Source organism: Aminobacter sp. MDW-2 (assembly GCF_014250155.1).
Lineage (GTDB): Bacteria > Pseudomonadota > Alphaproteobacteria > Rhizobiales > Rhizobiaceae > Aminobacter > Aminobacter ciceronei.
This window is the reverse complement of sequence record NZ_CP060197.1, coordinates 696,375-708,621: the sequence shown is the minus strand read 5'-3', so window position 1 is coordinate 708,621 and position 12,247 is coordinate 696,375. Positions and strand designations below refer to the sequence as shown.

The window sequence follows — 12,247 nt, the reverse complement described above, 5'->3', positions numbered from 1 at the left end:
AACGGCCTTTCAGAAGATCAGAAGAACTCGACGGAACCGCCCGAAGGCGCGACCAACGGCTGTTTGGGCGGAACAGGCGCAACAAAACCCTTGTCGCCGGAGAGCATGACCTGGCGGGCGCGCCCTGACAATGGCCAGTATTCGACCCGGCGGCCGCGATCGCCGCCGAGGTCGCCGCCGACGATGCTGATGCCTTCATTGCGCAAGAACGTCTCGGCAAACTCGCCGTTCATCGCGCCGATGTCCGAAAGACCCTCGATGGTCCGGGCCCCCCCGAACAGCTTGGCTTCCAGCCGGTGGCGATGGGCGCCACGCTGCAGCAGGCCGTTGACGAGCAACTCCATCAGGTGGACGCCGTAACTCTGGGCATCGAGCGACGAGCGGCCATTGTTGCCGGGCAGCAGGAAGTGGTTCATGCCGCCGGTCCGGGCAAAGGGATCGCGAATGCAGGCGGCGACACAGGAGCCGAGAATGGTCGTCAGCACGACGTCCTCCCGGTCGACCACGTGGTATTCGCCGCGCATGACGGTAATGCGCTGGTTTACAAGGGTCACTTAAGGATCCCGACGATTGCTTCGATAGCCTTCTTGAGCGCCGGCGTGGTGAACGGCTTGGTCAGGAAGTTGTTGACCCCAAGTGCCACGGCGGCTTCCAGGAGCTGGCGGTCGCCCTTGCCGGTCAGGAGGATGAACGGCGTCGCCCGGGTCGGGCCGTAGGAGCGGATCGCCTTCAGCAGCTGCAGCCCGTCGAGCTTCGGCATGTTGAAGTCGGAGATGACCATGTGCGAGGGCTGCTCCATCATCATGCGCAGCGCCTGCTCGCCGTCCTTGGCGATGGCGATCTTCCGGATGCCCATCTCCTGCAGCGCATCGGTGATGAGCATGCGGCTGGTCGTCGTATCGTCGACCACGAGGACCTTAAAGTGTTCGAGGAAGGACATTTTTAGCTCCGTTGGAATTCGAGCGCGTCAGCGCGAGGATATGGGAGGCGATCTTGTCCAGCGGCGCCTGCCGCTCGACCGCGCCGACTTCGAAAGCGACCCTGGGCATGCCGTAGACAAGGCTGGTGGCCTCGTCCTGACCGATCGTGCCGGCGCCTGCCTGGCGCATGTGCAGCAGTCCGGCAGCACCGTCGCGACCCATGCCGGTCAGGATCGCGCCGACTGATTTCGACCCTGTCGCCTTGGCGACCGAGGCAAACAGCACGTCGACCGACGGCCGATGGCCATTGACAGGATCGGTGCTGCGCAGCCGGCAGCGCAACTGGCCGGGCCCCGAAATCTCGAGATGCGTGGCACCACCGGGGGCGAGATAGATGTGCCCGGTCGTCAGCGGCGCGCCATCGACGGCCTCGCTGACACGTGGCCGCGACATGCGGTTGAGGCGCTCGGCGAAGCTCTTGGTAAAGGCTGCCGGCATATGCTGGGTGATCACGGTGGGCGGGCAGTTCTCCGGAAACTGCGACAGCACGGTGATCAGCGCCTCGACGCCGCCCGTCGACGAGCCGATCGCCACGACCTTGCCGTTGGGCACATAGTCGGCGTTGGCAGCAGGCTGCTCGCGCGCGTCGCTCGGCTGGTTCGTCGCCAGCGGGCGGATCTGGGCACGTGCTGCTGCCTTCACCGTCGCTTGCAGCGTGCCGAAGGCGCGGTCGTCGCTGAACGACGCCTTGGAAATGCAGTCGAAGGCGCCAATCTCAAGGGCCGTGATCGTGGCCGTAGCATCCCTTGATGTCAGGCTCGACACCATGATGACGGGCATCGGCCTCAGCCGCATGATCTTCTCGAGGAATTCGAGCCCGTTCATGTTCGGCATCTCGACGTCGAGCGTGATGACGTCGGGATTGAGTTCCTTGATCTTGGCGCGGGCCTCCAGCGGGTCGGCGGCATGGCCGACGACCTCGATGGCCGGGTCGAGGCGCAGCACTGCGGAAAGCAGTGTGCGCATGGTGGCGGAATCGTCGACGATGAGAACGCGAACCGGCTTCATGCGGCGCCCTCGCGCAGCTTGTAGGTGGTGATCCCTTCGGGCTGGAAATCCGCCGTCGCAGGCCCTGAGACGCGCTCGGAATGGCCGATATAGAGTGTGCCGCCCGCCGTCAGCAGCGGAACGAAGCGGCTCCAGATCCGCGACTGCGTCGCTTCCTCGAAATAGATGACGACGTTGCGGCAGTAGATCGCCTGGAACTGACCCTTCATCGGCCATGCGCCGATCAGGTTGAGCTCGCGGAAAGCCACGATCGTACGCATTTCGTCGGCAGCACTGAACGAGTTGCCGTCGCCTGAGCGGACTGGCGTGAACCAGCGCCGGCGCAAATCAGGCGGCACCGGGCGAAGGGCTGCCTCGCTGTAGATTCCCTCGCGACCGAACGCGACCATGTTGGGGTCGATGTCGGTCGCCAGAACCCGGATGTCGTGGTTGGCGGCTTCCGGCATCAGCGACAGGATCGTCAGGGCGATCGAATAGGGTTCGGCGCCATTGGAGCATGCCGCAGACCAGATCCTGACGCGGCCGCCGCGCCTCGCCGCTTCGAGCAGCGGTGGCAGGACCTGCTTGGCCAGATGTTCGAAGTGATGCGGCTCACGGTAGAAATTGGTGACGTTTGTGGTCAACGCCGCCAGCATCCTCTGGCGCTCGTCGAGACCCTCGCGCGAGGCGATGAGCGCGCAGTAGTCGCGGAAGCTTTCCAGTCCGAGCGCCCGCAGGCGCTTGGACAGCCGGGAGTAGACGAGTGCTGCCTTCGCCTCGGTCAGATGGATGCCGGCGTCGGCATGGAGCATCGCCGCGATCTGCCGCATGTCCTCGCCGGTGAGCACGAACTCACCGGCGACCAGGCTCTGGCGCTGATTGTGCGGCTTGTCGATGTTTTGCAGAGTGGTCATGCCGCGATCGGCTCAAGCGCCGGCAGGACGTTGTCCAGTGCGATCAGGCTGATCATGCGGCCTTCGATGGCCAGCACGCCGCGTACGAAGGTCTTGGCCATGTCCGAGGCGACGTCGGGCGTCGGCTTGATGGCGTCGTCGGTGACCGACAATATGTCGGACACGGCGTCGACCAGTAGGCCCACCACCTGGGTGCCGACCTGAGCCACCATGATGACATGGCGAACGGTAGGCTCCGGCGGCTGGAAGCCGAGGCGGGCAGCGAGATCGACGATCGGCAGGATCGCGCCGCGCAGGTTGATGACACCGCGGACGTAGGGGGGTGACTTCGGCAGCACAGTCGCCGGTGCCCAGCCTCTGATCTCTCGCACCGACATGATGTCGACGCAGAATTCCTGCTCGCCGATACGGAACGCGATGAGTTCGCGGCTGCTGTTGTCGTGTTTGGTGGTCTCGATCATGGCATCACCCTGCTGCTGCAAGAACGGGTTCAAGAATGGTCGCGTCGGACTGCGAATTGGCGATCACGGTGTCGACATCGATGATGAGGGCGACGCGGCCATCGCCGAGGATGGTTGCGGCGGCGATGCCCGGCACATGCCTGTAGTTGGACTCCAGGCTCTTGATGACGACCTGGCGCTGGCCCTGGATCGTGTCGACGAGCAGGGCGCTGCGGCGGCCGCCTTCGGTCTCGACGAGGATTGCCACGCCTGCCAGCGGATCGGTGGCGGTGTTGCGGAAGCCGAGCTCGCGGCCGACGTCGATCAGCGGCGTAAACGCATCGCGGATCGCAATGACCCTGGAGCCGCCGCCGAGGCCGTGCACGTCGGCTGCTTTGGGCTGCAAGGTCTCGATGATCGCCGTCAGCGGCACGACCAGCGTCTGGTCGGCCACCGTCACCACCATGCCGTCGAGCACGGCGAGCGTGAGTGGCAGGCTCATGGTGAAGGTCGAGCCCTTGCCGGGGCGCGAGGTGATCGACAACCGACCGCCAAGACCCTGGATCGAGCGCTTGACCACGTCCATGCCGACGCCGCGGCCGGAGATGTTCGACACTTCCGATGCCGTGGAGAAGCCAGGCAGGAAGATCAGATTGTCGATCTCCTCGTCGGACAGCACAGCGTCGGCTGCGATCAGTCCCTTCTCCACAGCGATCGCCTTGACCCGCGAGCGGTTGATGCCGGCGCCGTCGTCGGCAACCTCAATGACGATGCGGCCCGAGCGGTGCATCGCCGAAAGACGCACAACGCCTTCGGCCGGCTTGCCGGCGGCGATACGCACCTCGGGCTTTTCCAGCCCATGGTCGATGGCGTTGCGGATCATGTGCGTCAATGGGTCGTTCAGGCGGTCGATCACCGTCTTGTCGACTTCGGTGCCTTCGCCGTCAGTGATCAAGCGGACCTGCTTGCCGGTCATGCTGGCGACTTCGCGCACCAGGCGCGGAATGCGCTGGAACACCGACTTCACCGCCTGGGCGCGAATCGCCATGACGCAGTCCTGGATCTCGCGCGTCAGGTGCTCGAGCTCGTCGAGGCCAAGGGCCACGGCGGATCCCGGTACGTGTCCGGCTTCCATGACGCGCTGCGACAGCATCGCCTGGTTGATGACGAGCTCGCCGACGAGGTCGATAAGTCGGTCGACACGCTCGAGATCGGCGCGGATGGTCTGCGGGGCACCCGCATTGGCATTGGCGCCGCCTTCGCTGTTGCGCGCCGCGGCAGCCTTGGTCGGCTGGGCCTCGACTTCGGCAACAGCCTCGCGTTCCTCGGCTGATGGCAGCGGGATGATCTCCGCCGTCGTTGCCGGCTGAGCCGCCTCGTCGCCCTGGATGGAGCGGAGCAGGGCAGCGAATGCGTCTTCGGTCGAGTCGGCGCCGGGTTCGGCATCGGAGGAACCGGCGTCGGCTGCCTGGATGGTCAGGCTGGAATCCCATTCCACGAATTCGAAGACTTCGCGGATCGCGTCCTCACCCTTTTCGGTGGTGAGCTTGATGGTCCATTCAAGATAGGCGCCTTCCGGATCGAGTTCGGCGAGAGACGGCAAGCCGCTTGCGTCGCAGTTGATTTCCAGCTCGCCGAGCCGTTCCAGTTCGCGCAGCACCAGCACCGTCTCGTTGCCCTTGGAATAGAGTTCGGGCCTGGGCTTGAAAGTGATCGTGTAGCTGCGCCCGATATCGACAGGTGCGTCCGAGAAATCGAACGCCACGGTGACGGGCGTGAAGGAGAAGTCGCTCATGTCGTCTTCTTCTTCGGCTTCCGCCTCCGCCCCGCCGGGGCTCAGTGCGGTGAGCTCGCCGACAAGCACTTCGCTGCGGCCGCTGTCGACCGTGTGGCCATCGCGTGCCGCCGCCACGAGATCTGCCAGAAGGTCGGCGGCGCGCAGCATGACTGCCATGACGTCGGCCGTCGGTTCCAGCGCGCCGTTGCGGACGTGGTCGAGCGTGGTTTCGAAGACATGGGCGAACTGCACAAGGCCTTCTAGGCTGAAGGCGCCAGCGCCGCCCTTGATCGAATGCACCGCGCGGAAAACCGCGTTCACGGTGTCGGATTCGGCTTCCCCGCGTTCCATCGCGAGAAGGCCGGTTTCCAGTTCGGCGAGTTGTTCCTCGCACTCCTGGAAGAAGGTCTGCTTGACCGCTGCCATTGCGTCCACGGACATGTCTCCCGGTTCAGGCCGACACGCGGCGGATGGCGTCGATCAGCTTGGCAGGATCGAATGGCTTGATGATCCAGCCGGTCGCACCTGCACGGCGGGCGCGATCCTTCTTCTCGGCATCGCTCTCGGTGGTCAGCACCAGGATCGGAATGCCACGATAGGAGTCGTCTGCACGCACATGCTCGATGAAGCCGAAGCCATCCATGCGGGGCATGTTGATGTCGGTGATGATGACCCGCGGGGTCTCTGTCTTCAGCACCTCGAGGCCATGGACGCCGTCCTCGGCTTGAATGACCCTGTAGCCGGCTTGCGTCAGCGCCAGTTTCAGCATCTCGCGCATGGTGCGAGAATCATCGACGGTCAAAATGGTCGCGCTCATTCCGGCATCTCCTCCCTGGTGAAATCCGCTTCCGAGAAGCCCAGGAGCCGCAGGCCTTCGACGAAGCCGGGCGTCAGGTTGGTGAAGGAGAGCGCGGTGTCATCCGCGCTCCAGGTTTGTTGCGCCGACAGGAGAACCTGAAGGCATTGACCGCCGATCCGCTCCACGCGCGAGGCATCGATGGTCAGCGCGGTTCCGCGCATTGCGAGCAGGCTTTCGGTCAGAGGCGCTGCCGCCCTGAAGTCCAGCGCTGCCGCAAGCTCGAGTATCCGTTGTGAAGGATCGGACACGGTGGTCATGGCTCGATCAGAACTCCTGCCAGTCGTCGGCCGCCGGGGCGACCGCACGGGCTGCGGAAGAACCGAAGCTCGACGATGCGACCTTCAGTTCCGGCCGTGGCGCGCGCGCCGGAGCCTTGGGGCTCGCCGGGCGGCTGCCTTCGACGACCGAGAGTTTGCCCAGCCGGAACGTGCTGATCTGGCGCGACAGCTCTTCGGTTTCCTGCGACAGCGAGTGGCTTGCCGCAGTCGATTCCTCGACCATCGCGGCGTTCTGCTGTGTGACCTGGTCCATCTGGTTGACCGCCGAGTTGACCTGGTCGAGACCGGTCGACTGCTCATGCGCGCTGGCCGCGATGTTGGTGACGACGGCATTGATCTCGGCCACCTGGAGAACGATGCGCTCCAGTGCCTTGCCGGTCTCGGCGACCAGCTTGACGCCTTCGCCGACCTGGGTCGTCGAAGCGGAGATCAGGCTCTTGATCTCGCGGGCGGCTTCCGCCGAACGCTGGGCCAGTGCGCGCACCTCCGAGGCAACCACGGCGAAGCCGCGTCCAGCGTCGCCGGCGCGAGCCGCTTCGACACCGGCGTTGAGCGCCAGGAGGTTGGTCTGGAAGGCGATCTCGTCGATCACGCCGATGATGCGGCTGATCTGCTCGGACGACTTCTCGATCGTGCCCATGGCATCGATGGCCTTGCGCACCACCACGCCGCTGGTCTCGGCATCGGTCTTGGCCGTCGAGACGACATCACGAGCATGCACTGCACCTTCGGCCGTCTTCTTGACGGTCGCGGTGATCTCGTCGAGCGCAGCTGCGGTCTCTTCGAGGCTTGCGGCCTGCTGTTCGGTGCGGCGCGACAGGTCGTCGGCGGCGGTGTAGATCTCGCCGGTGCCGGCGTGGATCGCCTTCACCGAGGAGGTGATGCTGAGCATCGTCTGCTGCAGCTTCTCAACGGATTCGTTGAAGTCCTGGCGCAGCTTGACCAGCTTGTCGGGGAACGGCGCGTCGATGCGGTGCATCAGGTCGCCCTTCGACAGCGCGTCGAGGCCGTGGCCCAGCGCCGAGATCGCAACCATGTCCTGGCGATCTTCCTCGGCCTTCTGCGCGGCGCGCAGTGCGGCCTCGTCCTCGGCGCGGCGGCGCGTCTCGGCGGCTTCTGCCTCGAGACGAACCTTCTCGATCGCGGCTTCCTTGAAAGTCTGCACGGCGGACGCCATCTGGCCGACTTCGTCGCGGCGGCCGATGGCCGGAACGACGACCTTGAGGTCACCGGAAGCCAGGCTGCGCATCGCCTGCGTCATGTTGTTGACCGGCGTTGCGATCTGGCTGGAGAGCCACAGCGCGATCACGACGAGGATGGCGATGGTCAGGCCGGCGCTGCCGAGCTGCAGATACTGTGCAGTGGCGATCGCGTCGTTCTTGAGAACGGCGGTTTCGGTCTCCCACCGGGTGATCTCGGCCTGCATCTCTGCAACCGCCTTGCGAACGGTGGCCTGCACCTCAGATGCCCGAACCGAGGACCCGCGCTCGCGGCCCTCTGCGTAGGTAGCTTGATTGCCGGCCAGCTGGACCATCGGGTCGCCGACCTCATTGCGCCAATTCTCCGTCATTGCCCTAAAGTTCTCGACGGCGGCGATGACAGCCTTGTCGTCGATTGGCAGGTTCACAGCTTCGGTGATCGTCTTGTCGACGTTCTTCGAGGTCTCGTGATAGCGCTTGGCTACGTCTTCCCTGAGATTGAGCAAGTAGGTTCGAGCAATGTTGGATCGATCGAGGTGGAGCGCTTCCGCCTTGCCGACGGTGGAAAGCACGCGGCTGGCCACCTCGAGTTCCGCACTGGCAGCTTCAAGCTGGCTGAGGGCGCGCATCATCATCCCGCCGACGACGAGGCTGACGATGACGATCGCCGAGAAGGCAAGCACCAGCTTGCGCGTGATGCTGAGATTGGTTGTGGAGAAGCCCCCTCTCTGCGGCGGAGCGCCGTAATGGGTGGCTGTTGGATCGAAGGTGGAACTCATTGGGCGTTTCCTTGCCGTAGAGGTAGAACGTGGTTGCCTGGCCCCGACAGGTCTTCTTCGCCGGCAAAGTATTGCCGATCGCTGGGAAGCATTTCGCTTCGCACCGCCTGAAGACATGCAGGAATGTGAGTAGGGGATGGCGCCGGCGGCGTCGCCAGCGCGTGTTTTGCTTCGAAAAGGAGGAGATCTAAGAGAGGTTTCTCAAACGTCGCTTATTAGAAAATGCTCATGTCTTGCCTGCTACTTCATTCCCCGAGAGCGCCGACAGGAACCCCTCCCTGTACTTAAAAATTTAGCTATCTCGTTGACTCGACGTATTCAGAAGAAATTACCCAAGTGTAAATGCCGGCAGCACTGCCAAGGATCCGAGTCATCAGTACTTGTACGGCAAGAGTCATTCGCGCTGCGCAAGCAATGTGTGAAAGATAAGTCGTCGGTATTGAGAATGATCCGCTTAAGATAAACCAGTACTCTTGCAAGAACACTGGTCAGTTGAATCCGGCTCGATCCTAGTCGGCACCGATCCATGTAAGCCGCCGCTGACAGTCGAATCCGCTGCATTTTCGGCTTTTTCGCACGGTTGCTGCCCGGTGACTCAAGGGAAAGGCGGCTATCGATCTGCCTCATTCTTGCCACAGGTGGCGGTCGACTTGTTGGAGTTCAGAGGTCGATGCGCTGCGAAATTCCGCTGAGTCGTGGAAATTTTTTTGCGGTTTGATGCCGAAGTTGACCTTGAGTCACGCGATCGGCGTTGGTGTCTGCGCGCGCCGGTTGTGAGCCAGTTTTGCAATTCGCCGAACAAGGGGAATCATCGCTTGCTGCACTTGACTTCGGTCGCGCGCGGGCTGCTTCCCTTAGTTGAATCCGCGCGCGTTTTACTTCCTGTCTAGTTGCAGAACGCATCGTCGCTGGCCGCCGAGGACGCTTTGTGCACAAATGAAAATGCCGCCTGGACCGTTCCCACACGAATGAATGGCGTCGTTGAAAGTTTGTACACAAACGAAAAAGGCGCCGACTTTGGCCGACGCCTTCACAAGATGGATGCTGGTGGTACTAGCTCGCGGCTAGCTTATCCGATGCGCTGGCCGCTCTTCGGATTGAATACATGCAAGTCGGCAGCACTTACCGACAGCCGGACGGTGTCGTCAGGCTTCACCGCGACCCGCCCCATGGCAAAGACACACGCCTGCTGGCCGGCAAGCCTGGCATAAAATTGCGTCGACAGGCCGAGAGGCTCGACCACCTCGACCCGCACGGCGATGCCGCCATCGCCGGCGACGCGCATATGCTCGGGCCGCAACCCTATCGTCACCTCGTCACCGTCGGCAACCGGCAGGCTGGCCAGTACGGGCAGGCGCTGGCCGTCGCTCAGGACGGCCGCTGCATCATCGCCTGTCCGCCTGACAGTCGCCGGCAGGAAGTTCATGCCCGGCGAGCCGATGAAGCCGGCAACGAAAGCGTTGGCGGGCCGGTCGTAGAGATCGAGCGGCGCGCCGACCTGCTGGACGACGCCATCATGCATGACGACGATACGGTCGGCCATCGTCATTGCCTCGACCTGGTCGTGGGTGACATAGACCGATGTCGTCTTGAGCTGCTGGTGCAGTGCCTTGATCTCGGTGCGCATATGCACGCGCAGCTTGGCATCCAGGTTGCTGAGCGGCTCGTCGAACAGGAACACCTTAGGGTCGCGCACGATGGCGCGGCCCATGGCGACGCGCTGGCGCTGGCCGCCGGAGAGCTGGCGCGGCAGACGCGCCAACAGCTTGTCGAGGCCGAGCCGGTTCGCCGCGCCATTGACCCTGGTGTCGATCGCGCCCTTCTCGGCCTTCCGAAGCGCCAGACTGAAGCCCATGTTCGAAGCGACGTTCATGTGCGGATAGAGCGCATAGGACTGGAACACCATGGCGATGTCGCGGTCCTTGGGCGCGACGTCGTTGACGACGCGCTCGCCAATGCGGATCTCGCCCGCCGAAACCTCTTCCAGACCGGCGATCATCCTCAGCAAGGTCGACTTGCCGCAACCGGAGGGGCCGACGAGCACCACGAACTCGCCGTCTGAAATCTCGAGGTCAACGGCCTGGAGCACGTTGAGCGAACCGTAATCCTTCTGGACCTTGTTGAGTGTAACCGAAGCCATGGCCCTACCCTTTGACGGCGCCGGCGGTCAGGCCGGTCACAAGATAGCGTTGCAGGAATGCGAAGAAGATGCAGACCGGGATGAGCGCCAGGATCGACGCCGCCATCATCTGTCCCCAGTCGACGGCGAATTTGCCGATGAAGGTGAGCAGTCCAACGGCGAAGGTCTTCTGGCCCTCGCTGGAGATCAGCATCAGCGCGAACAGAAGTTCGCTCCACGCCGCGGTGAAGACGAAGCCGAGCGTCGCCCCCATGCCGGGCAGCGTCAGCGGGATGATGATGCGGCGCAAAGCCTCGAAGCGGGTGCAGCCGTCGATCATCGCCGCTTCCTCCAGGTCTTTCGGTATGCCGTCGAAGAAGGATTGCATCAGGAAGGTCGCGAAGGCGGTGTTGAAGGCGGTGTAGATGATGATCAGCCCGGTCAGGCTGTTGGTCAGGCCGATCTCACCCATGATGCGGTAGATCGGCGGGATGACCATCACCAGCGGGAAGGTCTGCGTCAGCAAAAGGGCTATCGCCACCGTCGTCTTGCCACGGAAGGAGAAGCGCGACATGGCGTAGCCGGCGCCCGAGGCGATGACGGTCACCAGGATGGCCGTGGTCACGGAGACCAGCACGCTGTTGAAGAAGTAGAGTGGAAAATCGCTGGCCTTCAGCACCGTGGCATAGTTCTCGAAGGTCGTCGCCGACGGCCAGAGCGTGATGCCTTCGGAATAGAGCAGCGACTGCGGCGTCACCGAGATCTTCAGCGTCCAGTAGATCGGAAACAGCGCGAAGATGACGTAGGCGGCAATGGCGCCGTAGAGCCCGATACCGCCGAGCAGGCGCACGGAATTGGAGCGTCCGGCAATCATCACGAGTACCTCGCGAGCGAGCGGCGGATGCCGATCAGCACCACCGCATAGACGATGAGAAGGATCAGCAGCAGCACTGCCACCGCCGAGGCGTAACCCTTGTCGAGCGACTTGAAGGCGCTGACATAGATGTAGGTGGCGACCGTGTTGGTCGAGCCGGCCGGTCCGCCCGAGGTCATGACGAAGATCAGGTCGGCGAAGGTCGCGATCCAGATCGTGCGCAGCATGACGGTGATGGCGATTGTCGGCGCCAGGAACGGCAGCGTCACTTTGGAAAAGCGCTGCCATGGCGAGGCGCCGTCGATGGCCGCGGCCTCGTGCAGCTCGGACGGGATCGACTTCAGTGCCGCCAGAAGCGTGATGGCGAAGAACGGGATGCCGAACCAGACATTGGCGATGATCGGCCCCCACATGGCGATCTTGGGGTCGGCCAGGATGTTGCTCGGCTCGGCCATGATGCCCATGGCGTAGAGCCAATGCGGCAGCGGCCCGACGATCGGGTTGAACAGCCAGGCCCAGGTGAGGCCGGACAGGAAGGATGGTACCGCCCAGGGCAGGAACACCACCGCCTGCACCATCTTGCGGCCCCAGAACGGCCGGTCGAGCAGAAGCGCCAGGCCGAGTCCGAGGAAGAACTGGAAGAACAGGCTGCCGACGGTCCACCACAGCGTGTTGACCAGCGCTTGGGCAAGCAGCGGATCGGAAAACAGTGCCTGGTACTGGCCGAGGCCCACATATTCGGACTTGAAGGCCGAGAATTTACGAAACGAATAGCTGATGCCGATGATCAGCGGCACGAGCAGCACCGTGACCAGCAGGATCAGGGCTGGGCTGAGATAAAGCCACGGCTCGAAGCCGGGCAGGACGGAACCCCTGCGCCCCGCCTTGCGGGGCGAATTCGATTCGGCGACTGCAGTGGTCATGGGCGACGCTTTCGGGCGATGCTTTCGGCATGGCGAAAAGATCGCCCCCTCGCGCGCGACCTCGTCTCCAAGGGGAGAAAGGGCTTGGCGGCGATGCCGGCATGACCGCGAAACGCGG

At 63.6% G+C, this 12,247-nt stretch carries 12 protein-coding genes; all 12 read right to left on the bottom strand.

Going from position 1 to position 12,247, the window contains the following annotated elements; all coding sequences use genetic code 11:
- Window positions 1-17 precede the first annotated feature (17 nt).
- Window positions 18-524, bottom strand: a complete 507-nt coding sequence (locus H5P29_RS03450) for a chemotaxis protein CheD (RefSeq protein ID WP_067965849.1) — start codon at window positions 522-524, stop codon at window positions 18-20.
- Between the two features lie 26 nt (window positions 525-550).
- Window positions 551-940 carry a response regulator gene (locus H5P29_RS03445; RefSeq protein WP_067955473.1) on the bottom strand — a complete coding sequence of 130 codons (390 nt, stop codon included), beginning with the start codon at window positions 938-940 and terminating at the stop codon, window positions 551-553.
- On the bottom strand, window positions 918-1,988 hold the full coding sequence (locus H5P29_RS03440) for a chemotaxis response regulator protein-glutamate methylesterase (RefSeq protein ID WP_067955471.1): 1,071 nt from the start codon (window positions 1,986-1,988) through the stop codon (window positions 918-920). Before H5P29_RS03440 ends, H5P29_RS03445 begins: the two co-directional genes overlap by 23 nt.
- On the bottom strand, window positions 1,985-2,881 hold the full coding sequence (locus tag H5P29_RS03435; protein WP_154387180.1) for a protein-glutamate O-methyltransferase CheR: 897 nt from the start codon (window positions 2,879-2,881) through the stop codon (window positions 1,985-1,987). The genes H5P29_RS03440 and H5P29_RS03435 overlap by 4 nt, the downstream gene beginning before the upstream one ends.
- Window positions 2,878-3,342: a chemotaxis protein CheW gene (locus H5P29_RS03430; RefSeq protein ID WP_154387179.1), complete on the bottom strand. Its 465-nt coding sequence runs from the start codon at window positions 3,340-3,342 to the stop codon at window positions 2,878-2,880. The genes H5P29_RS03435 and H5P29_RS03430 overlap by 4 nt, the downstream gene beginning before the upstream one ends.
- A gap of 4 nt (window positions 3,343-3,346) precedes the next feature.
- Window positions 3,347-5,524: a chemotaxis protein CheA gene (locus H5P29_RS03425; RefSeq protein ID WP_154387214.1), complete on the bottom strand. Its 2,178-nt coding sequence runs from the start codon at window positions 5,522-5,524 to the stop codon at window positions 3,347-3,349.
- Between the two features lie 25 nt (window positions 5,525-5,549).
- Window positions 5,550-5,915, bottom strand: coding sequence for a response regulator (locus tag H5P29_RS03420; RefSeq protein ID WP_154387178.1), 366 nt, complete (start codon window positions 5,913-5,915; stop codon window positions 5,550-5,552).
- Entirely contained in the window at window positions 5,912-6,214 is a 303-nt protein-coding gene (locus H5P29_RS03415; protein ID WP_154387177.1) for an STAS domain-containing protein, read from the bottom strand. Before H5P29_RS03415 ends, H5P29_RS03420 begins: the two co-directional genes overlap by 4 nt.
- 7 nt (window positions 6,215-6,221) lie before the next feature.
- Window positions 6,222-8,213, bottom strand: a complete 1,992-nt coding sequence (locus tag H5P29_RS03410) for a methyl-accepting chemotaxis protein (RefSeq protein WP_210252536.1) — start codon at window positions 8,211-8,213, stop codon at window positions 6,222-6,224.
- A gap of 1,069 nt (window positions 8,214-9,282) precedes the next feature.
- Window positions 9,283-10,353: an ABC transporter ATP-binding protein gene (locus tag H5P29_RS03405; RefSeq protein ID WP_154387176.1), complete on the bottom strand. Its 1,071-nt coding sequence runs from the start codon at window positions 10,351-10,353 to the stop codon at window positions 9,283-9,285.
- Between the two features lie 4 nt (window positions 10,354-10,357).
- Window positions 10,358-11,206: a carbohydrate ABC transporter permease gene (locus tag H5P29_RS03400; protein WP_154387212.1), complete on the bottom strand. Its 849-nt coding sequence runs from the start codon at window positions 11,204-11,206 to the stop codon at window positions 10,358-10,360.
- Window positions 11,206-12,129 carry a carbohydrate ABC transporter permease gene (locus H5P29_RS03395; RefSeq protein WP_067965848.1) on the bottom strand — a complete coding sequence of 308 codons (924 nt, stop codon included), beginning with the start codon at window positions 12,127-12,129 and terminating at the stop codon, window positions 11,206-11,208. Before H5P29_RS03395 ends, H5P29_RS03400 begins: the two co-directional genes overlap by 1 nt.
- Window positions 12,130-12,247: the final 118 nt, after the last annotated feature.

Bases quoted from the DNA above. Each gene is read 5' to 3' on its own strand.
- H5P29_RS03435 (WP_154387180.1), bottom strand. From the start codon at position 2,881: ATGACCACTCTGCAAAACATCGACAAGCCGCACAATCAGCGCCAGAGC.
- H5P29_RS03395 (WP_067965848.1), bottom strand. From the start codon at position 12,129: ATGACCACTGCAGTCGCCGAATCGAATTCGCCCCGCAAGGCGGGGCGC.
- H5P29_RS03415 (WP_154387177.1), bottom strand. From the start codon at position 6,214: ATGACCACCGTGTCCGATCCTTCACAACGGATACTCGAGCTTGCGGCA.
- H5P29_RS03425 (WP_154387214.1), bottom strand. From the start codon at position 5,524: ATGGCAGCGGTCAAGCAGACCTTCTTCCAGGAGTGCGAGGAACAACTC.
- H5P29_RS03405 (WP_154387176.1), bottom strand. From the start codon at position 10,353: ATGGCTTCGGTTACACTCAACAAGGTCCAGAAGGATTACGGTTCGCTC.
- H5P29_RS03440 (WP_067955471.1), bottom strand. From the start codon at position 1,988: ATGAAGCCGGTTCGCGTTCTCATCGTCGACGATTCCGCCACCATGCGC.
- H5P29_RS03450 (WP_067965849.1), bottom strand. From the start codon at position 524: ATGCGCGGCGAATACCACGTGGTCGACCGGGAGGACGTCGTGCTGACG.
- H5P29_RS03420 (WP_154387178.1), bottom strand. From the start codon at position 5,915: ATGAGCGCGACCATTTTGACCGTCGATGATTCTCGCACCATGCGCGAG.
- H5P29_RS03445 (WP_067955473.1), bottom strand. From the start codon at position 940: ATGTCCTTCCTCGAACACTTTAAGGTCCTCGTGGTCGACGATACGACG.
- H5P29_RS03400 (WP_154387212.1), bottom strand. From the start codon at position 11,206: ATGATTGCCGGACGCTCCAATTCCGTGCGCCTGCTCGGCGGTATCGGG.
- H5P29_RS03430 (WP_154387179.1), bottom strand. From the start codon at position 3,342: ATGATCGAGACCACCAAACACGACAACAGCAGCCGCGAACTCATCGCG.
- H5P29_RS03410 (WP_210252536.1), bottom strand. From the start codon at position 8,213: ATGAGTTCCACCTTCGATCCAACAGCCACCCATTACGGCGCTCCGCCG.